23 protein-coding genes are annotated in these 26825 nt (G+C 49.2%); 14 read left to right on the top strand and 9 right to left on the bottom strand.

Features of this window, described 5'->3' with window-relative positions:
• Nucleotides 1-42: 42 nt before the first annotated feature.
• The 4 genes from C7R56_RS02355 to C7R56_RS02370 all read left to right on the top strand — a co-directional run bounded on the left by C7R56_RS02355 (nucleotide 43) and on the right by C7R56_RS02370 (nucleotide 5544).
• Nucleotides 43-2295: an alpha-galactosidase gene (locus C7R56_RS02355; protein ID WP_234402548.1), complete on the top strand. Its 2253-nt coding sequence runs from the start codon at nucleotides 43-45 to the stop codon at nucleotides 2293-2295.
• Nucleotides 2295-3755 (top strand): glycoside hydrolase family 1 protein, encoded by a 1461-nt coding sequence (locus tag C7R56_RS02360; RefSeq protein ID WP_107994983.1) that lies wholly within the window; start codon nucleotides 2295-2297, stop codon nucleotides 3753-3755. The genes C7R56_RS02355 and C7R56_RS02360 overlap by 1 nt, the downstream gene beginning before the upstream one ends.
• 126 nt (nucleotides 3756-3881) lie before the next feature.
• The gene (locus tag C7R56_RS02365) at nucleotides 3882-4595 is read left to right on the top strand and encodes a GntR family transcriptional regulator (RefSeq protein WP_107994984.1); all 714 of its coding nucleotides are present in this window, start codon (nucleotides 3882-3884) and stop codon (nucleotides 4593-4595) included.
• Nucleotides 4596-4665: 70 nt separating this feature from the next.
• Nucleotides 4666-5544, top strand: coding sequence for an ROK family protein (locus C7R56_RS02370; RefSeq protein ID WP_107994985.1), 879 nt, complete (start codon nucleotides 4666-4668; stop codon nucleotides 5542-5544).
• A gap of 141 nt (nucleotides 5545-5685) precedes the next feature.
• Here the strand turns inward: C7R56_RS02370 and C7R56_RS02375 are convergent, their stop codons facing one another.
• Together C7R56_RS02375 and C7R56_RS02380 are read right to left on the bottom strand one after the other, a co-directional pair.
• Entirely contained in the window at nucleotides 5686-6102 is a 417-nt protein-coding gene (locus C7R56_RS02375) for a bis(5'-nucleosyl)-tetraphosphatase (protein ID WP_107994986.1), read from the bottom strand.
• Between the two features lie 28 nt (nucleotides 6103-6130).
• Nucleotides 6131-7021 (bottom strand): DegV family protein, encoded by an 891-nt coding sequence (locus C7R56_RS02380; protein ID WP_107994987.1) that lies wholly within the window; start codon nucleotides 7019-7021, stop codon nucleotides 6131-6133.
• A gap of 486 nt (nucleotides 7022-7507) precedes the next feature.
• On the opposite strand from C7R56_RS02380, the gene C7R56_RS02385 reads away from it, so the two are divergent.
• The gene (locus C7R56_RS02385) at nucleotides 7508-8821 is read left to right on the top strand and encodes a uracil-xanthine permease family protein (protein ID WP_107994988.1); all 1314 of its coding nucleotides are present in this window, start codon (nucleotides 7508-7510) and stop codon (nucleotides 8819-8821) included.
• A gap of 131 nt (nucleotides 8822-8952) precedes the next feature.
• On the opposite strand, the gene gloA is transcribed toward C7R56_RS02385, so the two are convergent.
• From gloA to guaD, 3 genes are all read right to left on the bottom strand, one after another.
• Complete coding sequence (gloA, locus tag C7R56_RS02390) at nucleotides 8953-9333, bottom strand: lactoylglutathione lyase (RefSeq protein ID WP_106448868.1); 381 nt, start codon at nucleotides 9331-9333, stop codon at nucleotides 8953-8955.
• 132 nt (nucleotides 9334-9465) lie between these two features.
• Nucleotides 9466-9738, bottom strand: coding sequence for a hypothetical protein (locus tag C7R56_RS09005; RefSeq protein ID WP_159072130.1), 273 nt, complete (start codon nucleotides 9736-9738; stop codon nucleotides 9466-9468).
• 22 nt (nucleotides 9739-9760) lie between these two features.
• Nucleotides 9761-11131 carry a guanine deaminase gene (guaD, locus tag C7R56_RS02395; RefSeq protein WP_107994989.1) on the bottom strand — a complete coding sequence of 457 codons (1371 nt, stop codon included), beginning with the start codon at nucleotides 11129-11131 and terminating at the stop codon, nucleotides 9761-9763.
• 131 nt (nucleotides 11132-11262) lie between these two features.
• On the opposite strand from guaD, the gene C7R56_RS02400 reads away from it, so the two are divergent.
• From C7R56_RS02400 to C7R56_RS02425, 6 genes are all read left to right on the top strand, one after another.
• Nucleotides 11263-11913: a pentapeptide repeat-containing protein gene (locus tag C7R56_RS02400; protein WP_107994990.1), complete on the top strand. Its 651-nt coding sequence runs from the start codon at nucleotides 11263-11265 to the stop codon at nucleotides 11911-11913.
• A 31-nt stretch (nucleotides 11914-11944) separates the two neighbouring features.
• A complete protein-coding gene (locus C7R56_RS02405; RefSeq protein WP_107994991.1) occupies nucleotides 11945-12601 on the top strand; it encodes a YczE/YyaS/YitT family protein in 657 nt (218 codons plus the stop codon).
• Between the two features lie 460 nt (nucleotides 12602-13061).
• Nucleotides 13062-13901: a BglG family transcription antiterminator LicT gene (licT, locus tag C7R56_RS02410; RefSeq protein WP_107994992.1), complete on the top strand. Its 840-nt coding sequence runs from the start codon at nucleotides 13062-13064 to the stop codon at nucleotides 13899-13901.
• A gap of 131 nt (nucleotides 13902-14032) precedes the next feature.
• Nucleotides 14033-15991 carry a beta-glucoside-specific PTS transporter subunit IIABC gene (locus C7R56_RS02415; protein ID WP_107994993.1) on the top strand — a complete coding sequence of 653 codons (1959 nt, stop codon included), beginning with the start codon at nucleotides 14033-14035 and terminating at the stop codon, nucleotides 15989-15991.
• Nucleotides 15992-16234: 243 nt separating this feature from the next.
• Nucleotides 16235-17653 (top strand): glycoside hydrolase family 1 protein, encoded by a 1419-nt coding sequence (locus tag C7R56_RS02420; RefSeq protein WP_107994994.1) that lies wholly within the window; start codon nucleotides 16235-16237, stop codon nucleotides 17651-17653.
• An 11-nt stretch (nucleotides 17654-17664) separates the two neighbouring features.
• Entirely contained in the window at nucleotides 17665-19074 is a 1410-nt protein-coding gene (locus C7R56_RS02425) for a 6-phospho-beta-glucosidase (RefSeq protein WP_107994995.1), read from the top strand.
• 278 nt (nucleotides 19075-19352) lie between these two features.
• Here the strand turns inward: C7R56_RS02425 and pdxT are convergent, their stop codons facing one another.
• Together pdxT and pdxS are read right to left on the bottom strand one after the other, a co-directional pair.
• The gene (gene pdxT / locus C7R56_RS02430; RefSeq protein ID WP_107994996.1) at nucleotides 19353-19925 is read right to left on the bottom strand and encodes a pyridoxal 5'-phosphate synthase glutaminase subunit PdxT; all 573 of its coding nucleotides are present in this window, start codon (nucleotides 19923-19925) and stop codon (nucleotides 19353-19355) included.
• A gap of 2 nt (nucleotides 19926-19927) precedes the next feature.
• Entirely contained in the window at nucleotides 19928-20818 is an 891-nt protein-coding gene (pdxS, locus tag C7R56_RS02435; RefSeq protein WP_107994997.1) for a pyridoxal 5'-phosphate synthase lyase subunit PdxS, read from the bottom strand.
• A 147-nt stretch (nucleotides 20819-20965) separates the two neighbouring features.
• On the opposite strand from pdxS, the gene C7R56_RS02440 reads away from it, so the two are divergent.
• The 3 genes from C7R56_RS02440 to C7R56_RS02450 all read left to right on the top strand — a co-directional run bounded on the left by C7R56_RS02440 (nucleotide 20966) and on the right by C7R56_RS02450 (nucleotide 25329).
• On the top strand, nucleotides 20966-22381 hold the full coding sequence (locus tag C7R56_RS02440) for an aminotransferase-like domain-containing protein (RefSeq protein ID WP_107994998.1): 1416 nt from the start codon (nucleotides 20966-20968) through the stop codon (nucleotides 22379-22381).
• Nucleotides 22382-22720: 339 nt separating this feature from the next.
• Nucleotides 22721-24115 carry an aspartate aminotransferase family protein gene (locus C7R56_RS02445; RefSeq protein ID WP_107994999.1) on the top strand — a complete coding sequence of 465 codons (1395 nt, stop codon included), beginning with the start codon at nucleotides 22721-22723 and terminating at the stop codon, nucleotides 24113-24115.
• Nucleotides 24116-24141: 26 nt separating this feature from the next.
• Nucleotides 24142-25329 carry an iron-containing alcohol dehydrogenase gene (locus C7R56_RS02450; RefSeq protein ID WP_107995000.1) on the top strand — a complete coding sequence of 396 codons (1188 nt, stop codon included), beginning with the start codon at nucleotides 24142-24144 and terminating at the stop codon, nucleotides 25327-25329.
• A 260-nt stretch (nucleotides 25330-25589) separates the two neighbouring features.
• On the opposite strand, the gene C7R56_RS02455 is transcribed toward C7R56_RS02450, so the two are convergent.
• Nucleotides 25590-26210, bottom strand: a complete 621-nt coding sequence (locus C7R56_RS02455; RefSeq protein WP_107995001.1) for an HD domain-containing protein — start codon at nucleotides 26208-26210, stop codon at nucleotides 25590-25592.
• A 26-nt stretch (nucleotides 26211-26236) separates the two neighbouring features.
• The gene (locus C7R56_RS02460; RefSeq protein WP_107995002.1) at nucleotides 26237-26680 is read right to left on the bottom strand and encodes a YaiI/YqxD family protein; all 444 of its coding nucleotides are present in this window, start codon (nucleotides 26678-26680) and stop codon (nucleotides 26237-26239) included.
• Nucleotides 26681-26825: the final 145 nt, after the last annotated feature.

Below are 26825 nucleotides of genomic sequence, written 5' to 3' on the forward strand. Positions count from 1 at the left end.
AGGAACTGACCACTTGCCATCAATTTAAACAGGAGGTCCAATGTGACAAACTACATCCATATCAATGAAAACAACAAAGAATTCCATCTGACGAACGGGAAAATCAGCTACATCTTCCGCGTGATGGAACAGACAAACATCCTGGAACAGCTGTATGCAGGGAAGGCGATCAAGCACCGCGAATCGTTCGCGCACCTGATCGAAAGGGAAGTGCGGCCGTCGAACAATCAGGTGACGGGCGATCATACGACTTCCCTGGAGCACGTCAAACAGGAAATGCCTGTTTACGGAACGACTGATTTCCGCTATCCGGGTTTGGAAATCCGCTATCCTGACGGCGACCGCATCAGCCAATTCGAGTACCGATCCTATCAGGTTGAAAAAGAGAAAAAGAAATTGACTGATCTGCCGGCAACTTTCGCGGGTGCGGATGAAGCGACGACCCTGAGCATCCTGCTGAAGGATCGCTATTCCGGTCTTATGCTGACGTTGTCCTACACGATTTTCCATGAGCTCAGCGCGCTGACACGCCATGCCGAAATCACGAACACCGGCGAGGAGACTTTCCTGCTGGAACGGTTGATGAGCCTGAATGTGGATCTGCCGACGGATGATTATGATTTCATCCATCTGCACGGCGCTTGGGCGCGGGAGGCGCAACTGGAACGCAAACCGCTCATGACTGGCGTGCAGAGCGTATCGAGCACACGCGGCGCCAGCAGCCATGTGCACAATCCTTTCTTTGCCTTGGCGAAGAAAAATACGGACGAAAAGCAAGGGGAAGTGTTCGGGTTCAGCTTCGTCTACAGCGGGAACTTTTTGGCGCAGGTGGAAGTCGACCCGTATCATGTCACCCGGGCGATGCTGGGGATCAACCCGCATCAGTTCGGGTGGGAATTGGAGCCGGGCAGTGAATTTGTGACTCCTGAAGCGGTGATGGTATACAGCGATGCCGGTCTGAACGGGATGAGCCGAACTTTCCACGACCTCTACCGCAAGCACTTGATCAGTCCGAAATGGTCAGGCAAGAAGCGGCCGATCCTGATTAACAACTGGGAAGCGACGTATTTTGATTTCAACGAAGAAAAAATACTGGAGCTGGCAGCCGATGCCAAAACGTTGGGAATCGAACTGTTCGTTCTGGATGACGGCTGGTTCGGAGAGCGGGACAATGATGCCAGTTCCTTAGGGAATTGGACGACCGATCCGAAGAAACTGCCTAACGGAGTGGAAGGTTTGGCCGATAAAATCCACGAAATGGGTCTTCAGTTCGGACTCTGGTTCGAGCCGGAGATGGTATCGGTCGGCACACCGATCCATGAGGACCATCCGGATTGGAAAATCGGCCATCCGGATAAGATCATCTCGCATGGCCGCAATCAATTTGTGCTTGATTTTTCGCGTCCGCAAGTGGTGGAGAACATCTTCCAGCAGATGGATGCGCTCCTTTCGAGCAAGACGATCGACTATGTCAAATGGGACATGAACCGTTACATTTCCGAAGCCTACTCACAATCCTTGGCCGCGACAAAACAAGGGGAAGTGATGCACCGCTATATTCTGGGCGTCTATGCGCTTTACGAAAAAATCCTTGAGAAGTACCCGGACTTGCTGATCGAATCCTGTGCCGGCGGGGGCGGGCGCTTCGATCCGGGCTTGCTGTATTACGCACCACAGACTTGGGCCAGTGATGACACGGATGCAGTTGAGCGTTTGAAGATTCAATACGGCACGTCTATGGTCTACCCGTTGTCGGCAATCGGCAGCCATGTTTCAGCGGTGCCGAATCATCAGGTCGCCCGCATGACTTCCTTGAAGATGCGCGGCGATGTAGCCGCTTTCGGGACGTTCGGCTATGAATTGAACAGCACAAAACTTTCTGAGGTAGAAAAAGAAATCGTCCGTGAACAGGTTGCGCAGGTTAAACGTTGGCAGCCGCTGATCCATCAGGGCGATTTCTACAGACTTGAAAGTCCATTTGCAGGCAATACGACTGCCTGGATGGTTGTTGCTTCCGACAAATCGGAGGCTTTGGTCGGTGTCTACCATGTATTGGCGAAGCCGAACCCGGCCTATGAGCGGATTTTGCTGGAAGGACTGGATAGGGATGCTTTGTACCAAATCAATGGAGCAGCGCTTGCCCGTTATGGAGATGATCTGATGCAGATCGGCCTTTTGCTCGGCGGGAACTATATCGGGCGTGCGCAGGATTATTGGAGCCGCACGATGCCGGGCGATTTTTCAAGCCAGCTTTATCATTTACAAAAAATAGACAAGAGCGAGGATGACGGATAATGAAAATTGATTTTCCGAAAGATTTTTGGTGGGGAGCAGCTACATCAGGTCCCCAAAGTGAAGGGCGTTTCAACAAGTCCCATGCCAATGTGTTCGATCATTGGTATGAAGTGGAGCCGGATGCTTTTTACGATCAGGTAGGGCCTGATACGGCTTCAAATTTTTACAACAGCTACAAAGAGGACATCGCGATGCTGAAAGAAATCGGCCTAAATTCTTTCCGCACATCGATTCAATGGACGCGTCTGATCGATGATTTGGAGGAAGGAACTGTCAATGAGGATGCGGTCCGTTTCTACAATGCCGTCATCGACGAATGTCTGGTTCAAGGCATCAAACCGGTAATAAATTTGTTCCATTTCGACATGCCGATTGCATTGCAAAACAAATACGGTGGTTGGGAATCGAAGCATGTGGTGGATCTGTTCGCGAAGTTTGCCGCGCAGTGTTTCCGTTTGTTCGGAGACAGAGTGGAGGACTGGTTTACGTTCAATGAGCCGCTAGTGGTAGTGGATGGCGCCTATCTGTATCAGTTCCATTATCCAAAAATCGTCGACGGTAAAAAAGCCGTGCAGGTGGCCTATAATATCGCCTTGGCATCGGCCAAAGCAATCGCAGCTTTCAGGGAAATAAACACGAATCAGGCCGGGAAAATCGGCGTCATCCTGAATTTGACGCCATCCTATCCCGCGACTGAAGAGCCGGAAGATCTGGCTGCCGCCTGTTTTGCCAATCTTTGGATGAACGATATGTTTCTGGATGCGGCGGTTAAAGGCGCTTTCCCGCAGGAATTGGTGGCTACTTTCGAAAAGGATGGCGTCTTATGGGATGCGACACGAGAAGAGTTGCAGTTGATCGGTGAAAACACGATTGATGTGCTCGGCGTCAATTTTTACCATCCGAACCGTGTCCAACGTCCGTCCGTCTCCGCAGACAGTTTAGCGGTGGACTGGATGCCTTCGCGATATTTTGAGGAGTATGCGATGCCCGGTCGCCGGATGAATGTGGACAAGGGCTGGGAAATCTACCCGCAGGCCTTGTACGACATTGCTTTAAATATTCGAGACAATTACGGCAATATCCCTTGGTTCGTATCGGAAAACGGAATGGGTGTTTCCAGAGAAGAACGCTATTTGAATGCGGAAGGCGTCATTGAGGATGACTACCGCATCCAATTCATCCAAGAGCATCTTTACTGGGTGGCCAAAGGGATCGAAGAAGGCTCAAACTGTTTCGGTTATCATCTATGGACACCAATCGACTGCTGGTCTTGGGGAAATGCTTACCGTAATCGCTATGGTTTCATCTCTAACAATATCCACACGCAGGTGAAGACAATCAAAAAGTCCGGGCGCTGGTTTAGACAAGTCGCCGATACTGGCCGCCTCGATGTGCCCGATAGTATCGTAGAAAAGTGGGACGAACCTGCATTGGATTTTAACGCTGCACAATTGGCTTAGTAAATAATGAAAGATTGTCAGAAAGTCATGTTTTCGTTATACTAAAAATATAGACTTTTTGTGCGGAAATCTACTTTTTTTGGTGTTTCTCACGAAAGCTGTTATCGAGAGGAGCAGTGCGAAAATATGCAAAAATATATCATCATTTCCAATGATATTCGGAATAAAATTTTGAAAGGGGAATATGTTGCCAACCAACAGATGCCTTTTGAAAAAGATTTGTGTGTCCATTATGGTTCCAGCAAAATGACGGTCAAAAAAGCATTGGACATTTTGGTGACGGAAGGTCTGATCATAAAAAGAAGAGGCTCCGGTACGTTTGTGAAGGACCTGAACCCGGAAGAAATCGAACGGGTTGCTATGGCGAACCAATTCCGCGGTACAACAGCCCTCTATGCCGGGCAAAAAGTCGTCAGCAAAATCCTGAACTTTTCAGTTGTTAAGGTGCCGGAGCATGCTGCCAAAAAACTCAATATTGCCCCCGATAGTTTCGTCTACGATATTCATCGTGTCCGCTATGTGGATGATGAACCTTTTGTGATGGAAAAAATGTATATGCCGATCGACCTTATCCCGAACATCAAAGAAAAAAACATCAAGGGGTCGATTTACGAGTATATCGAAAAAGATCTTCATCTGAATATTCAAAGTGCCCATCGGACAGTATCGGTCCGCAAAGCCACGGATTTTGAAGCGGAGGAGCTCGGCTTGGAGAAAGGAGATCCTGTCGCGGTTGCCGAACAGAGGGGCTATCTGGACACCGGCAGTGCTTTCGAGTTTTCCACTTCCATCCATCGCTATGATAAATTTTCCGTCGAAATCGTTTTGACACGGAATTGATCGCTTGTCTTGCTGAAGAAATTGGGCACACATTCAGAATAGTATCATCAAGTAAACGGAGCGTGTGTGTATGAGTATAGTTGTGTTTGATATCGGCGGTTCCGCCGTGAAATTTGGATTATGGCAAGAGGATGCGTTAAGCGGCAAGGGCTATTTTGAGACGCCGAAAACATGGAATGAACTGAAAGCCGAGATGAAGTCAGTTTTTGATGGCTATGCGGCTAGTGTTTCGGTTGATGGCGTCGCGATCAGTTCGCCGGGCGCTGTCGACAGCGGTGCGGGAATCATCGGCGGCATCAGTGCGGTTCAGTACATCCATCATTTTTCAATCAGAACAGAATGGGAAATGTTGTTCGGCGTTCCCGTTTCTGTGGAAAATGATGCCAACTGCGCAGCCTTGGCCGAAGTGTGGTTGGGTGCTGCACGAGATGTGCAAAATGCGTTGTTCATCGTCATTGGATCCGGTATCGGCGGAGCGGTGATCGTGAATCGGCAATTGTTTAAAGGAAAAAATCTCTTCGGCGGCGAGTTCGGCTACATGCTGTTGGATGGGGAGAATACGCTGAGCAGATTGGGCAGTCCTGTCCAAGTCGCCGAGCGCTATGGAAAGGCGATGGAAATGCCTGATGGAGTGGTCGACGGGAAGTATCTGTTCGAAAGAGCGGAAGAATGCGAACCGGTGGCTGTAGCGTATGTGGATGGCATGATCGATGCTTTGGCGCGGGGTATTTATAACCTCTCAGTCAGTTTCAATCCAGATCGGGTCATCATTGGTGGCGGCGTTTCCGTCCGTGAAGACCTAATCGCGCGCATCCGGGAGCGGACAGCCTACCACCTGAAAGCGCATGGCGCGGAATCCGTCGATCCGGACATACAAGTCTGCACTTTCCGAAATGACGCGAACCTTATCGGCGCTGTTGCGCACTTTCGGCAGACGGAAGGTTTGTAGGAGTTGTAGGATCTGTTACGACTCGGCGGTTCGGTGGCTTGAACTCCGGTGAAGCCGTCGTTCGTCGGAGAAGCAGACATAATTTTGAATTTTAAGTGCAGAAGGGTGGCCTCATTTTGAGGCGGCCCTTCTTTACTTTTATCAGTTTTTCATGCCTTCGATGAAATCGATGGCGGAGTGCAGGATGCTTTTGTCGTTGTCGTAGGTGATGGCCTGCAAAGCTTCGTTGAACGGCATCCAGGCGAAATCGGTGACTTCGGCATCCTGTTTTTCAATCGTTTCCGTGTGGGCGAAGGCGATGAAGTAGACGACTTCTTTGATTACGCCGGGAGCCGGGGAGTAGCTGACGGATTTCCGGAAGGTGGTGCTTAGATCTGTGCTCAAGCCGGTTTCTTCCTTGATTTCCCTCAATGCTGTTTCGACTTCCGTTTCGCCTTCCTCAACATGGCCTTTCGGGAATGCCCAATGGCCGCCGTTTTCATGTTTGATCAATAATACTTTTCGGTTGGTGTTATCTGGGGAGAGCACGATGGCTCCGCATGATTTTTCTGATTTCATAGTTTATGCTCCATTCATTTGTTTCATTTTACTTTTTCAAAAACGCAGGGCGTCTATCATATCTTTCCGGCAATTGAGATAAGGCGAAGACACCGACACCACCGATACCGAGATGAACGCCCAGAACCGCGCTTACCCTTAATAAGACAAAGGAAGCATCCGGCAAGACCTCGCTCAGCATTGCTTTGAGTGTTTGTGCGATTTCTGGATCGCCCACATGGCTGATGGCAACGAGTTGATCTTGATAGGGACCGATATGGTCGACCGTTTTTTTGATGATACGTTTGTAGACACGGTTATGTCCGCGCAGTAGTTGGTCCATCACGATTTTGCCGGCCTTAACGGTCAACAAAGGCTTGATGTTCAGATTGTCACCGATGACGCTTGTTACTTTATTGATGCGGCCACCTTTCTGGAGCCAGTCCAGATTGGCGATTGTGAAGGAATAGGAAGTATACGCAACGATTTCTTGGATGGTTTGTGCAACTTCATCATGGGGATAGCCATTATCCAACAAGCTCAGGGCTTGGATGGCAGCCAAGCTAGCACCGCCGCAACCGCCTTGCGAGTCAATCAAGGTTAGCTTCATCTCCGGGAATTCTTCCCGGTACATCTCAAATACTTGGTGGGCTACTGCATGTGTTCCAGACATTGCGCTTGAGAAAGACAAATAAATCAGATCTTCGTTGGCTTTGCGATTGCGGTCCAATATTTCCAACAGGCTGGCGATGTCAATCTGTGAAGTCTGTGGCATCTCTCCTTTGCGCATCACTTCGTAGACGCGTTCCAAATCGATTTCGATGCCGTCCTTGTAGCTTTCGCCATCGATGATGATGTTTAACGGCAGGTACTCCAGTTTGGGATGCTTGCGCATCGCTTCGTTTAGGTCACATGTTGAATCTATTATTAATTTCGTCAAAATCTCACTCCTTATTTTCAGCAATAACTACCTGATCTGATTTGAGGCCCAACCGCTATGCGTTACGCTTAGATGAACAGCGGGGCCGCCGGTTTCATGCTTGATCAGGAGAACGTTTCGGTTGCCGTTATCGCTGGAAAGAACAATAGCTCCGCATGATTTTTCTGTTTTCATTGCTTATGCTCCATTCATCTGTTTCGTTTAAATATAGTATAACAAAAAATCGGACTACATCGCACCCGTATCTGACAATAATCTATAAGCCATAATTCGTTATTTCAATACAAATACCCGGAAAATATCCAAAACGTTCGTCTTTAACCCTGATAAATCCCTGAAATGTGAATTTTCTCATAATGAAAGCCCTTGTAATTCGGTATTTACACTTTACAATTGTATGTGATATCGATATAATTTTATTTGTCGTTAATAAACGAATTATATTTTGTTTTGCAATCATTAATGTTCGTTATCAGGAGGAGAAGCATGGAAGAGAAAGTACATACAGGCCTGACTTACGGTGTGGAAGACAAACCGGATTTAGGCACGACAATCGTTTTAGGGTTTCAGAACGTCATCACCGCTTTCGGTGGTTTAGTGGCAGTACCGCTTATCATTGCCGGAATCGCAGGTTTCGGGGTTGAGGATACTGCTTATATGGTCAGCGCGGCGCTTTTAGCTTCGGGCATCGTTTCAATTATTCAATCAAAAGGTTTCGGTCCGAAATGGTTCCGCGTCGGAGCAGGTTTGCCAACTATCATGGGAACTGACTTTGCTTTTGTGGCGCCAGCTGCTGCTGTCATCGGAGCGGGCGGCATCACTGCCTATCTTGGCGGAACGATGCTAGGTGCTTTATTGGAAATTATTTTAAGTTATTTCGTAAAACCGTTATTAAAATTTTTCCCCCCAGTCGTTACCGGATCAGTTATCTCCTTGATGGGGATGACGCTGATGTCCGTTGCGATGGGCTGGGCAGGTGGCGGTTTTGGATCTGAAGATTTCGGTAATCCTAGGAATATCGGTATCGCAGTGCTTGTGTTCCTGATTATCGCTTTGATCAACCATTACGGACCAAGTAAAATCGCGCCAGCTGCTGTATTGATCGGTGCCGCAATCGGCTATGTCGTCTGCATTCCGTTGGGGATGGTCGACTTCGGCCAAGTCGTTGCCGCTGAATGGTTCGCCTTACCACAATTCTTCAAATTCGGAGTTCCAGATTTCAAGCTTGAATACGCGATTCCTTTCGTATCCGGCTATCTGGTAACGGTCATTGAAACAGTCGGCGTTATGCAGACGTTGGGTGCCGTTACGGAAACAAAACTTACTGATGAAAGAATCGCTGCCGGCGTCCGTGCGGATGGTTTCGGATCGTTCATCGCGCCTTTCATCGGGTCCGGTCCAGCCGCTACATTCAGCCAAAATGCTGGATTGATTCCGTTGACCCGCAATGCTTCACGTAAAGTAGCCATCATGGGCGGTATCATCATGATCGTGATGAGTCTTTTCCCTAAATTTGCTACGCTGATTTCAATCATGCCGCAACCTGTATTGGGTGGTGCCGGCATCTTGATGTTCGGTACGGTTGCTGCTGCCGGTGTGCAATCACTGTCACGCGTTGAATTCAACAACCGCAACATGATCATCGTCGCTTCTGCATTGGGTGTCGGTCTGGGTGTTTCCTTTGTTCCGGATACTGTGGCGCAATTGCCGGGCATCTTGAGCGGCTTGTTCTCTTCCGGTATTTCTGCAGGTACAATCGTTGCGTTGGTGTTGAACATCATTTTGAAAGAAAAAGTCTAAACCTACGCTGCTTGAGCAGCTTGAATGAAAAGAAACACGTAAGCATCCGCTTGGCTGCTTGCGTGTTTCTTTTTGGATAAATGAAAGCATATTGAAAAGACGATATGCTTTTATTTAAAATATTCGAAAAATTATTTTGCGCGCTTTACTTCAATTCGATAGCCATCAGGGTCCGTCACAAAGAAATAGGTGGGTGTGCCGCCTGAAAGTCCTTTTAACTCACCTGTTTCGTAAGCAGAAGCTTTACAAACTTCATGCATTTTTTCTAAGTCACTGACAGTCACACCTAAATGACTGAAGCCATTTCCTACATTATATGGCTCGGCATCGTAATTGTAAGTGAGTTCAATTTGTACAGAAGAACCGGGAGAATTCAGATAAACTAAATCAAACTTATCTTCAGGGAATTTTCTGTGGCTGGCAACTTCAAAATCAAATAGATCAGTATAGAAGTTTAAAGTAGCATCAATATCTCTGACACGCAGGCAAATTTCAACGAGTTTTTGGTTCACAATAACATCCTCCAATAGTTTCTTATTTTCATTCTAACATGAATAGATCATATAGGCATTTTATTCGCCCCATGTTATCTTCTATATTGCTTTCTAATATATCGTTAGGAAAAAAGCACAGAGTTTAATCTGTTAATACGAGCATTCATGGACAAAATTGTCCGATAACCCGGAAGAATCGGACAACCAATCCGTAAATTGATAGGAGGTTGTCCGATAACCGGAAAGAATCGGACAACCAGAGCCCAGCTTACGATGCGGTTGTCCGATAATCCGAAAGAATCGGACAACCAGGCCCTGGACGATGATGCGGTTGTCCGATAACCCGAAGGAATCGGACACTCCGCCCGTAATTTGATAGGAGGCTGTCCGATAACCCGGAAGAATCGGACAACCAACGTCCATGACCAAGATATCGAATGCACGGTTATGTCCGTTTGTGGACGCATTCGCCCTGGACCCACACCTCGCGGATGTTTTCCGGACGGCTCAAGAAGAGGATTTTGTGCAACAGATTTTCCATGGAAATCCCTTCATCGAACAAAGGCAATTTGGCGTTCGGCGCGTTGACGTCGATCACTTGGACATCCCAGATGTAGTTTTCTTCCAAGCGCCCGATCGGCAGGCTCAAACTCTGCCCTCCGCCGGCAGTCGCATAGTAGAACGCTTCGTTGGCGGAAATGCGCGATTGTGGCAGGCCGCGTTCCGGAGCCACTAGCGACGGATCTACGCCTTCCTCCAGCATTCTCGAGGAGATGACTGCCTGGCGGATGTTGTCGAAAAGACTAGGGGAGAAGCCGCCGGAGACGTCCGTGCCCAAACCGATGTCTATCTCTTTCCGAGTGAAACGGGCCGCGGGAAGGACACCATTTGAGAAGCAGACATTCGAAATCGGACAATGCGCAATCGCGGTGCCGGTTTCGGCAAACAAATCGGCATCCTCATCCGAAAGGAAGACGGCGTGTGCCATGACCGCTTTATCCTGAAGAAGGCCCATCTCATGGAGCGCAAACGTGTCGCTCTTGTGCATCCGTTCGTGGACATAATTGTGCTCCCAATCGCTTTCGCTGCAATGCGATTGGATGTGCGTGCCATATTTTTTCGCCAACTCGCCGAGACCCGCCAATGCTTCGTCCGTGCAGCTCGGGATAAAGCGGGGAGTCACGACCGGGTAGACGCCTTGTTTGGTCGTCTTGTTCAATTCCTGGACTAGCTGGATGAAACTTTCCGTGTCCGCCAAAGCGGCTTCCGTGCTTTCATCCCGGTAATACGCTGGATTCTCTTCCTTATCGTCCATGACCACTTTCCCGACCAACCCGCGTTGACCCTTGTCGGCGCAAATCTGGGCCAACAGATAACTGGATTCTTTGTGGACGGTCGCAAAATAGAGTGCAGTCGTCGTTCCATTCGCCAACAATGTAGCGACAAGATCTTGGTAGACTTTGCGGGCGAAATCCAGATCGGAGAATTTCGATTCCAGCGGGAAGGTATAGGTGTCCAGCCAATCATGCAAAGGGATATCCATGGCTGTCCCGGCCTGCGCCCATTGCGGAGCATGGATGTGCAGATCGATGAACCCCGGCAGAAAATATTTCCCCTCAGCAAGCTCGTGGAATTTTTCTGTTCCGCTGTAGGCAGCCATGACCGTTCCGTAATCAGGTTCTTGCGGCTTCAGGATGCGCCGGATCACGCCTTCCTCATCCAGACAAAACAAACAATCATCCAATGCGCTCACTTCCTGGGGCGACCTGCTCGTGAAAGCCGCCCCCCGAAACACTTTAGCATATGCGTAATCCATCCTGATTCCCCCTAATCCTGTTTCCTTTCCTCCATTATATCACTCAAGACGAAAGAGCAGATCACGAAAGCAATCATATCTAAGCGCCGATTATTCAGGTATACTAAAAGAAAGAGAGTCATCAGGAAGGAATGAAGCAAGTGCCCGCCAAGATCATGGAACCCATTCTGCCAAAAGATTTACTTGAAGTAAATTTCGCCGACTGTTTCGATCCGGATGAACCATACATAGAGCATGCCCTTTTCAAAGATACTGCCATCGACCTTGGCGACAGACGAGGAGTGGAGTTCACCGAAGTCAGATTTCAGAACGTGACTTTCAGCGAAGCGACAGTGCCGCAATTGTACTTGCGGGATGTCGTCTTCGAAAGCTGCGATTTCGCCAATGTGCAGCTGGATGAGGTGACGATGAAACGGGTCCGCTTCGTGAATTGCCGCCTTATCGGCACCTCGATGACCGAAGGAGTCTTCGAGGATGTGCTTTTCCGCGAATGTAACCTGCAGATGGCGGCTTTGGGATTCAGCAAGCAGAAGAATGTCCGTTACGAAAACTGCCGTCTGAATGAAGCCGATTTTTATACCTGCAAACTGAAGAAAGTCGATTTTTCGGAGTGCGAGCTGTCCGGAATCAATTTCACGGGAACGCCTTTGAAGGCCATTGACATCAGCAGCTGCCGCTTCGAGCGCATCAGCGTTACACTTGAGGACCTCAAAGGCGCAATCGTCAATGAGGAACAGGCGTTGGACTTTGTCGTGATGCTCGGGCTAGTCATCAAAAAATAAAAAATGTGAAGGATAGAATAAGGAGGACGATATGGAGAAAAAAGTATTGGCAAGTGAACTTGCTTTGGCTATGGGCGTGCTGTGTAACGCCATTGCCGTGTCGTTGATGATCAAGAGTGAATTAGGAGTGTCTACGATTTCATCCGTGCCGGTGGTGTTGAATGAAATGTTTGCCCACGTGACGATCGGCAGCTGGAACTTTCTCTTCCAAGTTGTCCTTGTGGTGGTGATGGCTCTGATTACGCGGAAGTTTTTGGGATATGTCTTTTCGATTGCATTGGCATTGCTGTTTGGCTACCTGCTGGATTTCTTTGAATTGCTTTTTTCGGGCATCGTCGCAAACATGCCGCTGCGGATCGTGTTCTTTTTCACCGGATTTTTCATGTTGTCGCTTGGGATTAGCCTAATGCTGAATTGTCGTTTGCCAGCCCTTCCGTTCGACTTGTTTGTGCGAGAGATGTCCGAGCATTTCGGTCTCACCGTGAAACAGATGAAGACTGGATTCGACGCCACTTGCGTCGGGTTGAGCGTTGTCTTCTCGTTGTTGTTTCTGGAAGGAATCGCTGGAGTCGGGCTCGGGACCATATTCGCCATGCTGTTCACCGGCACGGTGACGCAGCATTTCGCGAACCTGTTGAACAACCGCTATGTTTTCCGTAAAATGATGACAACCAAAGAACGTGCCTAACGCAGTGGCTGCCTCCTAGCGAGGCAGCCTCTTTTGTCATCAGAAGTCAAAATGTCGTCCAAAAGGATGAATAAAAACAAAGAATCCATCTTTTTGATGCGGCGTACGGCCAAAAAGATGAATAACTAAAAAGAATTCATCTTTTCGGCGCGAAACGTGATCAAAAACATGAATAAACGCAAACAATCCATCTTTTTATCGCGGGATGCTGCTCCGCAGCACGCTAGTCATAAACCGAATAACATTCGTTTTCAAAAAAATGCTGTTCCATCAACGCACCAAATGAAAATGAGATTTTTTTAAGGAAAGGGCTTGCATCTTTTTGTTGGAAGTGCTAACATGTTGTTCATAGGATTGTTACTGGTTGTGCAGGCAAAACCTAAATTGATACGAGATGATGTGCACATCATTTGGTGTTAGTTTAGGTTTTTTTTAATGGAAGGGGGAATGGGGATAATCGATGAAGATTGAAAAAGTCTACAATAACAACGTGGTGCTGGCGAAAGCCGGAGATTCATCCGAAGTCATTGTGATGGGAAAAGGGATCGGTTTCCAGAAAAGATCAGGAGACGTTTTCGACAAGTCTTTGATCGAGAAGACCTTCGTCATCCAGGAAAATGATTCAGCAGATCAATTCAAGGCCATTTATCAGGATTTACCGCAAGAAGAATCAGATGCCATTTTTAAGATCATACAAGAGGCCGAGACAAGGCTGAATCATATCTTCCAAGCAAACGTCTACCTGACGCTTGCCGACCATATCCATTACGCCATCCAGCGGACAAAGGAAGGGATCGTTTTGACCAACCCTTTGGCCTTCGAAGTGAAGAAGTTCTATCGACGGGAATACGAGCTCGGCAAAATTGGGCTTGAACTTATCGCGGAGCATACAGGTGTCATGATGGCACCCGATGAAGCAACATCTATCGCGCTTCATTTCGTGAATGCGCAGAAGGAAGGGCAAATGATCGAAGAGACGATGAAAGTGACCCGGATCGTTCAGGACATCCTGAACATCGTCCGCTTGCATTTCGGAGTCGCTTTCGATGAAGAATCGATTTCCTATAATCGTTTCTACACTCATCTTCAGTACTTTGCGCAGCGGGTCGTCATGGGAGAAGTTTTCCAGACGGCTCCGGACACCTTCTTGGTGGAGCAAGTGAAGGCAAACTATCCGGCTGCCTATACGTGTGCCAACAAAATATCGACCTATGTCGGAGCTGCCCACCATTTTCAAGTCGGGACCGACGAACTTGTTTACCTCACGATCCATATCCATCGGGTCGTGCAGCAAAAGTAAATACTTAAATGCTCTCAAGAGGATTGTTACTGGTAAAGCAGGCAAAACCTAAGTAGACAGCGGGGAAGAAATTCCCATGCTCTCTATTTAGGTTTTTTTTATAAAAAATAATAGAAAAAGAGGGATATAACATGAAATATGAAGAATTAGCAAAAGACATTTTGGCTCATGTGGGCGGCAAAGAAAACGTCCGTAGCTTGGCTCACTGCATCACGCGTCTGCGTTTCAAATTGGTTGACGAAAGTAAGGCGGACACTGATTATTTGAAGAAGCTCGAAGGCATCGTTACCGTCATCCAAAGCGGCGGACAGTATCAAGTCGTCATCGGCAATCACGTACCGGACGTATACGCAGCAGTCAACGCAGTCGGCGGATTGAATGGCGGCGGCGAAGTGGAAGCAGAGGATGAAGGTCCGAAAGGCAGCCTATTCAATCAGTTCATCGATATGATCTCGAAAATTTTCCAACCGATCCTGGGACCATTGGCTGCTACGGGGATGTTGAAAGGTGTGGCCGCAATTTTGGTGGCTGCGGGCATATCAACTACCGATGGGGCATATGTCCTGATTCAAGCAGCAGGTGACGGATTCTTCAACTTCCTGCCGATTTTCCTTGCCTTCACCGCCAGCAAACATTTCAAAATGAACAGCTTTACGGCGATGGCAGTCGCAACTGCAATGGTCTATCCAGGCTTGGTCAATCCTGCTGGAATCGATCCATTGTACACTTTATTCGCTGGTTCCATTTTTGAATCGCCGATCTACATGACATTCTTGGGCTTGCCGGTCATCATGATGAGCTACGCTTCATCGGTTGTGCCGATTCTGTTGGCCGTCTTCTTGGGTTCCAAAGTCGAAAAGGTCTTGAAAAAAATCATTCCGGATGTCGTGAAATTGTTCATGGTGCCTTTCTTCACCTTGTTGATCGTCGTTCCATTGACTATCTTGTTTGTCGGACCGCTTGCCACATGGGCTGCAACGTTGCTTGGCGCAGGCGTATCCTGGATCTATAACTTGAGCCCGATCGTTGCAGGCGCTGTATTGGGCGGTGGCTGGCAAGTATTCGTCATGTTCGGTTTGCATTGGGGCTTGGTGCCGATCGCAATCAATAACTTGGCGACACAGGGTTATGATCAACTATTGTCTACTGTATTAGGTGTTTCTTTCGCTCAGACAGGTGCAGTATTGGCTATTTTGTTGAAAACGAAAGAAGCAAAAGTGAAACAATTGAGCATTCCAGCTTTCATTTCCGGCTTGTTCGGAGTAACTGAGCCTGCTATCTACGGTATCACTTTACCGATGAAACGTCCGTTCCAATTGAGCTGCATTGCTGGTGCCATCTCCGGTATCGTGGCAGGTATCTTCAAATTGACAAGCTACCGTATGGGCGGTATGGGCGTCTTCTCATTCCCTAGCTACTTGGAAGCAAACGGATCAATGACCTTCAACTTCTGGGCTTCCATCATCGTATGTGCAGTAGGTTTTGTTGCCGGCTTCATCCTTGTCTTCTTCTCAAAAATTCCAGTTCTTTACGGAGAAACGGAAACTGCAGCAACTGCAACAAATACAGCAACAACACTGAACACAAACTCTGTAGTTGTTGAAGCAATGAAAAAAGATTTGAGCGCAGCAGCTGAAAAAGATTTGGTCGCTAGCCCAATGATCGGCGAAATGGTTCTATTGTCAGATGTTCCGGATGAAGCTTTTGCGACTGGCGCACTTGGTAAAGGAATCGCGATCCGTCCGACTGTCGGCGAAGTCTATGCTCCAGCAAACGCAACTGTAACACTTTTGTTCCCGACGCAACATGCGATCGGTTTGACGACTGAAAACGGAACAGAAATCCTGATACACGTCGGAATGGATACGGTCCAATTGGAAGGGAAAGGCTTCACGAGCCATGTGCACCAAGGCGATAAAGTAGTAGCTGGCCAATTATTATTGGAATTCGACATCGACTTTATCCAAAAAGCAGGCTATGAAATCATCACACCAATCATCGTAACAAACAGCAATGACTACCTGGATGTCATCACGACGAAAGAATCAAAATTGACTGAAGGCGACTATCTGCTGACGGTCATCGCATAAACGAAAAGTATTCGGGAAATCAATCTCAACCGCAAGCAATATTCCTGGATAAAAACCAGATATCCGGGGAAAAAACCTAGACCGCAAGCCATATCCCCGAATAAAAACCAGATATTCGGGGGATTTGGTTTGTGGTCTCAGGCGCCCGAACCGATTTGGATAAGGTTTCAAAATTCAGGGCTGTCCAGCAACCGGGCAGACTTGTGCATAAAATAGAACCAGAAAAAGAATAGGAGCGATCACATGCAAACAGTATTTCCAAAAGGATTTTTATGGGGTGGCGCAACAGCCGCTAACCAATACGAAGGTGCTTATAATGTTGACGGAAAGGGGCTTTCTGTTCAGGACGTAACCCCTCAAGGAGGATTCGGGCCGATCACTGATGGGCCTACACCCGACAACATGAAATTGGAAGGGATTGACTTCTACCACCGCTACAAGGAAGATATCGCCTTGTTTGCGGAAATGGGCTTCAAAACATACCGTACATCCATCGCTTGGACGCGCATTTTCCCGAACGGCGACGAAACGGAACCGAACGAAGCCGGCTTGCAGTTCTACGATGATCTGTTTGACGAATTGGCAAAATACGGCATCGAGCCGCTGATCACTTTGTCCCACTACGAAACACCGCTGCACCTTGCCCGCGAATACGATGGCTGGGTTAACCGCAAAATGATCGGTTTCTACGAAAACTATGTGCGCACGGTCTTCACGCGCTACAAAGACAAAGTCAAATACTGGTTGACGTTCAATGAAATCAACTCGATCATCCACGCGCCATTCATGAGCGGCGGAATCGCGACACCGAAAGATCAATTGTCTAAATCCGATTTGTACCAAGCTTGCCATCACGAATTGGTAGCAAGTGCCTTGGCAACAAAAATCGGCCATGAAATCAATCCGGACTTCAAAATCGGCTGCATGGTCATCGCTATGCCGACGTATCCGTTGACTTCCCATCCCGATGATATCATCGCGGTGATGGAAGCGGATCGCCAAAACTTCTTCTTCTCGGATGTGCATGTACGCGGCACGTATCCTGGTTACATGAAACGCTATTTCCGTGAGCACGGCATCGAGCTGAACATTACGCCGGAAGACGAAGAAATCCTGAAGAACACGGTCGATTTCGTTTCCTTCAGCTACTACATGAGTTCCACGGAAACGGCAGATCCTGCCAAGAGAGCAGCAGGCGAAGGCAATATTTTGGGCGGTATCCATAATCCATACTTGGAGGCTTCCGAGTGGGGCTGGCAGATCGATCCAAAAGGGCTTCGTGTTATCCTGAATACTTTCTGGGATCGTTATCAAAAACCATTGTTCATCGTTGAAAACGGCTTAGGTGCAGTCGATCAGCTGGTTGAAGGCGAAGACGGCCAAATGACTGTCAACGATGACTACCGCATCAACTACCTGAACGATCACTTGGTGCAGGTTGCGGAAGCAATCGCAGACGGCGTCGATCTGATGGGCTACACAACTTGGGGCTGTATCGATTTGGTCAGCGCTTCGACTGCAGAATTGAAGAAACGTTACGGCTTCATCTATGTCGACCGTCACGACGACGGATCCGGCACGTTGAACCGTTACAAGAAAAAATCATTCAACTGGTACAAAGAAGTCATCGCAACAGACGGCGCCTCTTTGGTACGGAAATAGGAGGAATAGCCATGTCTGCAGATAAAAGATTTCCAGAAGGTTTCTTCTGGGGCGGCGCTACAGCTGCCAATCAATTTGAAGGAGGTTGGGACGCTGATGGGAAAGGCCCGTCGGTAATCGACCAACTGACCTGCTCGCGCGATTTTGCCGAACGCTTTGCCGGAGTCGGCGATTACTATCCTTCGCACATCGGCATCGATTTCTATAACCGCTATAAGGAAGATATCGCTTTGTTCGCCGAGATGGGCTTCCGGATGTTCCGGATGTCGATCGCTTGGTCGCGGATTTTCCCGAATGGCGATGAACTGGAACCGAACGAAGCGGGCCTGGCATTTTACGATGATGTCTTCGATGAATTGGCGAAATACGGCATCGAACCATTGGTGACGATCTCCCATTTCGAAATGCCGCAATATCTGGTCGACCACTACGGCGGTTGGAAAAACCGCAAGCTGATCGGCTTCTTTGAAAGATATGCGACTACTTTGTTTGAACGCTATCAAGGAAAAGTCAACTATTGGCTGACCTTCAATGAAATCAACATGGCGACGTTCCTGCCGCAGATTTCGATCGGTTCGAAAGCTGAAGCGGGAGAAAGCCAGGAAGAAATCATGTACCAAGCCTTGCATCACCAATTCGTCGCCAGCGCTTTGGCGACGAAGGCTGCACGGGCAATCGATCCCGACAACCGCATCGGCTGCATGATCGCCTACGCACCAGTCTATCCGTTGTCGGCAAAACCGGAAGACGTTTGGTCTGCGCAACGGAAAGAAGAAGAGAAACTGTTCTTCTCAGATGTCCATGCCCGCGGTTACTACCCGCCGAGCAAACTGGCTTACTTCGCCTCTAAAGGCATCAACGTTGCGTTCGAACAAGGCGACGAGGAAATCTTGGCTGCACATACTGTCGATTTCATTTCCTTCAGCTACTATGCTTCCAGCGCTGCCAGCTTTGCGCAATCCGGCGTGCCGGGTGAAGGCAATGCCTTGATGGGTGAGAAGAACCCATACTTGGCGGAATCGGAATGGGGTTGGCAAGTCGATCCATTGGGTCTGCGCGTTTCTCTTAACACCTTCCATTCCCGTTACCAACTGCCGCTGATGGTAGTCGAAAACGGCTTGGGCGCTGTGGATGAAATCGTCGACGGCAAAATCCATGATGATTACCGCATCTCCTACCTCCGTGACCATGTCAAAGCGATGCGGGATGCGATCGTGCTGGATGGCGTCGATCTTGTTGCCTACACTTCTTGGGGCTGTATCGACCTGGTTTCAGCCGGTACGGGCGAGATGTCGAAACGCTACGGTTACATCTATGTTGACCGCAACAACGACGGTTCAGGCAGTTTGGATCGCCTGAAGAAGGATTCCTTCTACTGGTACCAAAAAGCCATCGCCAGCAATGGTGAAGATCTGGACTAAACAAATACAAAATCCCCTGCTTACGCATATAAGTGCGTGAGCAGGGGATTTTATTTATTGTGAAAATAAGCGATAAAATCTTAAGCTCCGGTGAACGACGGCTTCGCCGGAGGTCGGGCATTCCTATGTGGCGTTTACTCCGGAGAAGAGATGCTTACCGGAGTTGGATTGCTTCAGAATGCTCTCTCCTCCGGCCAGGGGATGGTGGCCGGAGGAGGGACAAGATTTGGGCAGAGAAACACACTATTTACCGGGCTGTATTAAGTTTGGTCTGTATCTCAGTCAATTTTTCCCAAAAAGTACTCGAATACCGACAGATCGTCCGTCAATTCCGGATGGAAAGCCGTGACCAGAATCTGGTCGTTTTCGGCCGCTACGATCTTGCCTTCGAAGCTGGCCAGCACCCGTACGCCTTTGTTGACGGAGCGGATGTAAGGGGCACGGATGAAGACGGCTTCCACCGGTTCTGCGATGCCTTCAAAAGGCAGCAGGGCTTCGAAACTGTCGACTTGGCGCCCGAAGCCGTTCCGTTCTACTTCGATGTCGATGAAGCCAAGCCGCAATTCCTCAGGTGCATGACTGCTGTCCGTGCTGCAAAGAATCAATCCAGCGCAAGTGCCGAAAATCGCTTTGCCAGCTGCGAAAAATGCTCGCAATGGTTCCTCCAAATGTTGTTCGCGGATCAAACGGCCGATGGCGGTCGATTCGCCTCCTGGGATGATCAGCCCATCCAGCTCCGCTAGATCGCCAGGCAGTTTCACGGCAGCCGCGGTGACGCCCAATTTAGCCAGTGCCTGCAGGTGCTCTGTGACGGCACCCTGCAAGGCCAATACGCCGATTTTTTTCGTCATGTTTACCAGCCTCTTTCTTGCATGCGTTCGGAGGCGTGGAGTGTGCTGATGTCGATTCCTTTCATCGGTTCGCCCAAGCCTTTGGAAAGTTCGGCTAACAAGGCATAGTCTTCGTAATTGGTTGTCGCACGGACGATGGCACGGGCGAATTTTTCGGGATTTTCGGCTTTGAAGATGCCGGATCCAACGAAGACGCCGTCCGCACCCAAGCTCATCATCAAGGCAGCATCAGCTGGAGTTGCGACGCCACCGGCAGCAAAGTTCACGACAGGCAATTTCCCGAGCAGTTTAATTTCCTTGACCAATTCGTAAGGGGCTCCGATTTCCTTTGCGAACGTCATCAGTTCATCGTCCGATTTCGTGATCAACTGGCGGATTTGCCCGTTGACTTTTCGCATATGGCGGACGGCCTCCACGATATTGCCGGTCCCCGGCTCGCCTTTTGTACGCAACATCGAAGCCCCTTCACCAATTCGGCGCAAGGCTTCACCCAAATCGCGGCAACCGCAGACGAAAGGAACGGTATAGTCCGATTTCAAAAGATGGAATTCCTCATCGGCAGGGGTCAGCACTTCGCTCTCATCGATATAGTCGACGCCCATCGCTTCCAGGATGCGCGCTTCCGTGATGTGGCCGATGCGGGCTTTCGCCATGACGGGAATGCTCACGGCGTTCATCACTGCCTCGACGATGGTGGGATCCGCCATCCGGGCAACACCTCCAGCGGCGCGGATATCCGAAGGCACGCGCTCCAAAGCCATGACCGCTACGGCTCCAGCCGCTTCGGCGATCCTTGCCTGCTCCGCATTCACGACATCCATGATGACGCCGCCTTTTTGCATTTGGGCCATCCCGCGTTTTACTTTTTCTGAACCGATAATTTTTGTTGTCATAAATATTCCTCCTGGTTTTAAATGATAAAATGATTAAATAATGGTTAAATCATAATCCAATTATCTTGGAACACCTACATCCAATTGGACTGTTTCCGAACCAACCAATTTGGTGTATAATGATTAAAAACCAAGGAGAGTGAAGGAATGGCGGAGTGGAGACTGGATCTGGATAGGGGCATGCCGCTCTATCAACAGCTTATGCAGCTGATCGAAGAGAAGATAAAAGCCGGTGATTTGGTCCCCGGTCGAGCCTTGCCGGCGGAACGCAAGCTGGCGGAGGAACTGCAGGTCAACCGATCGACCGTCATCCGGGCACTGGAAGAGCTGACGACTCAGGGGATCCTCATTCGTAAAAGGGGCAGCGGAACGTTCGTAAATCCGAATAAATGGGGAATGCAGACAAGGCCCACCATCAATTGGCGGACTTCCTTGACGCCGGATAATCTTTCGGTGGACACCCCTTATCAAAGGAACGTCAAACAGCTGTTGGCTCAGCACAGATCGCGCGAAATTCTGGATTTGGGAAACGGGGATTTGCCGAAGGACCTCCTGCCGGAACTGAAGATCCCGGATATTTCGCTGGGGGAAATGTTACATGGGGAAGCCACATTCATCCGGGAAAACCGAGGAATCCAAGCAACGAGGGAAAGTGTCCAAAATCACCTGCAGAACGCTTACGGGATGACTGTCCCGCTGGAGGAAATCTTCATCACTTCGGGAACCCAGCAATCATTGTTTTTGATTACGCAAGGGCTGTTGAAGCCGGGTGATGCGATTGGCATCGAAGCTCCCTCTTATTTCTATTCTTTGCGGTTATTTCAGGCTGCCGGTCTGCGGATTATTCCGATTCCGATGGATGGCGAGGGAATGACCGTCAAGGGGCTCCAGGAAGCTTCCTTGCAGTATCCTCTGAAGATGATTTTTCTGAATCCGATTTTCCAGAATCCGACAGGGACGGTCATGAGTCCGGAGCGCAAACAGGCCGTCCTTGATTATTGTTTGCTGAAGCGCATCCCGATTGTTGAGGATGATGCTTACGGCAGTTTTATTTTTGATGAAACGGTCGATAACCGTCCGTTGAAAAGCTTGGATAAACGACAACAAGTGCTTTATCTGGGTTCTTTATCCAAATTTGCCGGCCAGCATATCCGGATTGGTTGGATGGTTGGACCAGCCGCCATTATCCGGGAATTGGCCGACATTCGGGATCAGATCGACTCCGGATTGAGTTTCTTGCCGCAACTGTTGGCTGACCATTATTTGGCGAGCGAAATCACAGACCATCTCCCAATCATCATTACGGCTTTGAAAGAGCGCGCTGGCAAATTGCAGACGTGGCTCAGAAACAGATATGGACCGGAAATAAGTTTTGAACCGGCAAAAGGCGGCTACCATCTATATTGTCACTTCGCCAATAAAACCGATGCCGAGATGGATGAATTGCTTCAGGAATTGTTGAAGGAAAAAGTGGTGGTGAAGGAAGGCAACCAATTCGGCGACCAAAAAAATGCAGTCCGTTTCAGTTTCGGTCATTTTGTGGAGCGAAATGGAAATTCATGAGTCCGTTTTGGAACGGACGTCCTTACATTTCCGCTCCTGTTTGCTGGGCAATATTCTTTAAATGAAATGAAAATGAAAAATAAATCGAGATTCATGTCAGGAAACCTTCCGTAAAGATAACGGGAGGTTTTTTTGCTTGGAATCCTTTATGTATCGAAGATTTTTCTTGTTATTGCAACCATGTTCCCAAAACGATGTGAATGAAGCTGACATCGGATAACAGAAAATGTCCTATACAGTGTCAACAAATGTTTTTTGTTTGCCTGGTAAATCTATATAATCAAACCATCGAAGTTACAAAAGATATGACAAGTATGCATGAAAAGGGGAGCGAGCGTTATGACAGGAACAACATCACTTACAGAAACAGAATTGAGATATCAATTGCCGGAAATCATCACTGCGGCATTGCCGGGGGAAAAGGCAGCAGCCATACTGGCACGGAGATCTGAAGCGATCCCTCCTTCTTTGACATGCGTCTACCCGGTTGCGATCGCGAAGGCAGAGGGCGCCATCATCGAGGACGTTGACGGCAACCGCTTTTTGGATTGGGTCGGAGGCGTAGGCGTTCTGAATATCGGCCACCGCCACCCGAAAGTGGTCGAAGCGGTCAAGCAGCAGGAAAATGATTATTTTCATGCGATGATTAATATCCTTACGAGCGAAAAGTATATCGAATTGGCTGAAAAAATGAACGACATCGTACCGGTGAAGGGTTTCAAGAAGCGGACATTCTTTGCGAACAGCGGTGCGGAAGCAATCGAAAACGGCGTAAAGGTGGCGAGAGCCTACACGAAACGTCCGAATGTCATCGTATTCTCTGGTGCATTCCACGGGCGTACGCTGCTGACGACGCACATGACGGCGAAAAAAGCCAACTCGATTGGCTTAGGGCCATTCCCGGATGGGATATTCCGCGTGGATTATCCGAACCTTTACCGCAAACCGGCCTATTACACGGATGAAGAGGCAGTCGCCTATTACATCGAACGCATCAAACGCGCCTTTGACGAGTTGACGCCGGCAAGCCAAGTTGCAGCCATTGTATTCGAACCGGTGCAGGGGGAGGGTGGTTTCATCCCGGCTCCGATCGAGTGGGTCAAAGCTGTCCGCCAGATCTGTGATGATAATGGCATCATGATGGTGACGGACGAAGTGCAGACCGGATTCGGGCGCACAGGCAAACTGTTCGCATCTTCCTACTACGAAGAAGCCGGCTGTGCACCGGATATCCTTTGTACGGCAAAATCAATCGCAGGCGGGTTCCCGCTCAGCGCCATCGTTGCCCGTGACGAAATCGTCAAAGGGATTGGGGGCGGATTGATCGGAGGCACCTTCGGAGGCAATTCGGTATCCTGTGCTGCGGCACTTGCGACGATTCAAGTCATCGAAGACGAAAATCTCTGCGAACGTTCATTGGAACTGGGTGCAGCCTACACTGCCCGCGTTGAGGAATGGCAACAGCAATACAAAGAAATCGGCGATGTGCGCGGATTGGGCGGCATGATCGGCGTCGAATTCATCAAAGATCGACTGACGAAGGAACCCGCTCCGGAATTGGTGAACGCACTGATCCAACAATGTGTACAGACCGGCCTGATAATCGAAAATGCAGGTACCTACGGGAATGTGGTCCGTTTCCTGGCTCCGTTGGTCATGACAGATGAACAGTTGGAGGCCGGCCTTGCCATCTTTGAAAATGCGATCGACGCCTTGTGCACAAAGTTAGCATAACTATCTGAAACCAATGGGGGAATATTATGTCACCGTCAGCTGAAATCATGGATTTTGAATTTTATAACCCTGTCCGGATCGCATTCGGACGGGATCAGGTCAAAAAAATCGACAAGTTTGTGCCTAAAGATGCAAACGTATTGATCACCTACGGAGGCGGCAGCGCCAAACGCTCAGGCACTTTCGACCGTGTCGTGGAGGCTCTGGGCGACAGGGAATGGGGGGAGTTCGGCGGCATTCCGGCGAATCCGGTTTTTGAATACCTGATGGATGCTGTAGAGAAAATCAAAACGGAAGGATACACCTTCCTGATCGCGGTAGGCGGCGGCTCGGTCATCGACGGCACGAAATTCATCGCCGCAGCCAGCCTGTTTGAAGGCAATCCGATTGATATCTTCGCAAGCGGAGTCGGCAAAGGGCTGCCGGTTGAAAAGGCCATGCCTTTCGGGACGGTTTTGACGATTCCTGCCACCTCCTCGGAAATGAACCCGATCACCGTCGTCAGCTTCGAGGAATTGCAGGCAAAGGTGAGCATCAAAAATGAGAACCTCTTTCCGGCATTTTCGATTCTAGAGCCCGAGTTGACGTACACGTTGCCGAAAAGGCAATTGGCGAACGGACTCTCCGATTCCTTTGTCCATGTCATGGAGAACTATCTGACCTATCCGGTCGGCGCGAAACTGCAGGATCGTTGGTCTGAAGGCATTCTGCATACTTTCATCGAAATAGGCCAGGAAGTCCTGGCGGATGAAGAAATAGACTACAACACGCGCGCGAATTTCATGTGGACAGTGACGAATGGCTTCAACGGCTTCACAGCTTCAGGGGTGCCGGGAGACTGGTCCAGCCATGCGTTGGGCTACGAAATTACCGCTTTGAACGGAACCGATCATGCCCGTACGCTTTCGGTCATCCTGCCTGCCACCATGAAGGTACGCAAAAAGGAAAAATGGGATAAATTGCTCCAGTATGCAGAACGCGTATGGGGTGCTACGGAAGGTGACGATGAGGCGCGGATCGATTTCGGCATCCGCAAAACCGAGGAATTCTTCCGTTCGTTGGAAATGCCGACCCGATTCAGTGAAATCGGCATCGAAGAGACGGACATCGACTATATGGTGGAGCAACTGGAAGTCCACAAACGCGATCGCCTTTCGGAACGCGCTGACCAGACACTGGACATCAGCAGAAAAATCTACGAAATGGCACTGTGATTTTATAGGGGAATTGAATTTATGCTAAAATAACCCGCCAAAACCATTTTGACGGGGAAAATCAGTTCAAATCACAGTCAGAAAACCCGCCAAAAGTACTTTGGCGGGGAACAATGGCCTTGGACACCACGAGATTCCCCACCAAAACCGGTTTTGGCGGGGAATCTTTCCGTGAACTCGAACCCCAGAACAAAAAACGATACCGCCAAACCACAAAGAAGGGACCGTCTCATTTGTAGACGGTCCCTTTTCGCATTTTATCAGTGGCCTTCCCATTCGGAATGGAAGTCCTTCAGGAACTGTTCCATCCGAGTGTGGCGGGCGATCGCCTTTTGTTTGCCGGCTTCCGTATGCATGCCGTCCTTCAGCAGGAGCAGTTTTTCGTGGAAGTGGCCGATCGTATCGCTGTCCGGATCCCCACCGTGCTCGGGATCATAAAGTGGCCGGTCTTTGTGCCCACCGTATGCAAAAGCGCGCGCGATGCCGATTGCGCCGATGGCATCCAAGCGGTCGGCATCCTTCACGATCCGGCCTTCGATCGTTTCCAAAATATGCTTGTTTTTCCCTTGCTTGAAGGAAAGATTGTTCACGATGTAGATGACCTGCTCGATGATGGAATCGCTCAGCTCGAAAGGTCTGAGGATGTCGGTGATGATGGCTTCGCGGTCGGCATCAGTGTAGCCGAATTTGTGGTCGGCGACATCATGCAAAAGGGCCGCCAAGCCGATGATGAGGCGATCGCCGTTTCCTTCCGCTTCGGCAATGTCCATGGACGTGTTGTAGACCCGGAGCGTATGCCACCAATCATGCCCCGTAGCTTCGTTCCTCAGCTTTTCTGCGATGACATGTTTCACATCTTCGATAATGATTTCATTGCGCATCTGGATGCACCTCTTCCTTGGTTCGGTTAGGTTTCTTGCAACTTGGAAATAAGCAGTTTCCGGAAGGTATGCCGATCAGCATCCGTGAATGGCTTCGGGCCTTTTGTGCGTTTGCCGCTTTTGCGGACCATGGCGCTCATGTACCGGTCTTCAAGCAGCCGTTCCATATTGCTTTTGTCGTAGGCAAAACCTTTGTGATGGAGAACGGTCAGTCCTTTCGGCAAAGCCAGGGAGGCCAAACCATAGTCCTGTGTGACCAGCAGATCGCCTCTTTTTGCGAGCTGGATGATTTTGAAATCAGCTGCGTCCGCGCCCGAATCGACGTAGACCGTCTTTACTCCGGGCGGTTGGGGTGCATTGGAAAAGTGCGCAAAACTGGTGACGATTGTGACCGGTATTTCGCGTTTGATGGCTTCTTCTATGATGATGTCTTTTACGGGACAAGCATCCCCGTCGATCAATATATTCATGTAGCGCCTCGATTCTGTATCTATCTGACTCTATTTTACCAAAAAACGGGGCGGATTTCTCGATGATGTGTGTGCCTAGATGAAGAAACGAAAGGAATATTACCGGCAACTCCGGCCAAGCGCGGTTGGCCGGAGTTGCGAGTGA

The sequence above is a fragment of the Trichococcus paludicola genome (assembly GCF_003052295.1).
In the GTDB taxonomy this organism is placed as follows: domain Bacteria; phylum Bacillota; class Bacilli; order Lactobacillales; family Aerococcaceae; genus Trichococcus; species Trichococcus paludicola.

Bases quoted from the DNA above. Each gene is read 5' to 3' on its own strand.
- C7R56_RS02415 (WP_107994993.1), top strand. From the start codon at position 14,033: ATGAAATATGAAGAATTAGCAAAAGACATTTTGGCTCATGTGGGCGGC.
- C7R56_RS02420 (WP_107994994.1), top strand. From the start codon at position 16,235: ATGCAAACAGTATTTCCAAAAGGATTTTTATGGGGTGGCGCAACAGCC.
- C7R56_RS02365 (WP_107994984.1), top strand. From the start codon at position 3,882: ATGCAAAAATATATCATCATTTCCAATGATATTCGGAATAAAATTTTG.
- C7R56_RS02375 (WP_107994986.1), bottom strand. From the start codon at position 6,102: ATGAAATCAGAAAAATCATGCGGAGCCATCGTGCTCTCCCCAGATAAC.
- guaD (WP_107994989.1), bottom strand. From the start codon at position 11,131: ATGGATTACGCATATGCTAAAGTGTTTCGGGGGGCGGCTTTCACGAGC.
- C7R56_RS02370 (WP_107994985.1), top strand. From the start codon at position 4,666: ATGAGTATAGTTGTGTTTGATATCGGCGGTTCCGCCGTGAAATTTGGA.
- C7R56_RS02450 (WP_107995000.1), top strand. From the start codon at position 24,142: ATGTCACCGTCAGCTGAAATCATGGATTTTGAATTTTATAACCCTGTC.
- C7R56_RS02405 (WP_107994991.1), top strand. From the start codon at position 11,945: ATGGAGAAAAAAGTATTGGCAAGTGAACTTGCTTTGGCTATGGGCGTG.
- C7R56_RS02400 (WP_107994990.1), top strand. From the start codon at position 11,263: ATGAAGCAAGTGCCCGCCAAGATCATGGAACCCATTCTGCCAAAAGAT.
- pdxS (WP_107994997.1), bottom strand. From the start codon at position 20,818: ATGACAACAAAAATTATCGGTTCAGAAAAAGTAAAACGCGGGATGGCC.
- C7R56_RS02425 (WP_107994995.1), top strand. From the start codon at position 17,665: ATGTCTGCAGATAAAAGATTTCCAGAAGGTTTCTTCTGGGGCGGCGCT.
- C7R56_RS02360 (WP_107994983.1), top strand. From the start codon at position 2,295: ATGAAAATTGATTTTCCGAAAGATTTTTGGTGGGGAGCAGCTACATCA.
- C7R56_RS02445 (WP_107994999.1), top strand. From the start codon at position 22,721: ATGACAGGAACAACATCACTTACAGAAACAGAATTGAGATATCAATTG.
- licT (WP_107994992.1), top strand. From the start codon at position 13,062: ATGAAGATTGAAAAAGTCTACAATAACAACGTGGTGCTGGCGAAAGCC.
- C7R56_RS02455 (WP_107995001.1), bottom strand. From the start codon at position 26,210: ATGCGCAATGAAATCATTATCGAAGATGTGAAACATGTCATCGCAGAA.
- C7R56_RS02440 (WP_107994998.1), top strand. From the start codon at position 20,966: ATGGCGGAGTGGAGACTGGATCTGGATAGGGGCATGCCGCTCTATCAA.
- C7R56_RS02385 (WP_107994988.1), top strand. From the start codon at position 7,508: ATGGAAGAGAAAGTACATACAGGCCTGACTTACGGTGTGGAAGACAAA.
- C7R56_RS02460 (WP_107995002.1), bottom strand. From the start codon at position 26,680: ATGAATATATTGATCGACGGGGATGCTTGTCCCGTAAAAGACATCATC.
- C7R56_RS09005 (WP_159072130.1), bottom strand. From the start codon at position 9,738: ATGGACGTTGGTTGTCCGATTCTTCCGGGTTATCGGACAGCCTCCTAT.
- pdxT (WP_107994996.1), bottom strand. From the start codon at position 19,925: ATGACGAAAAAAATCGGCGTATTGGCCTTGCAGGGTGCCGTCACAGAG.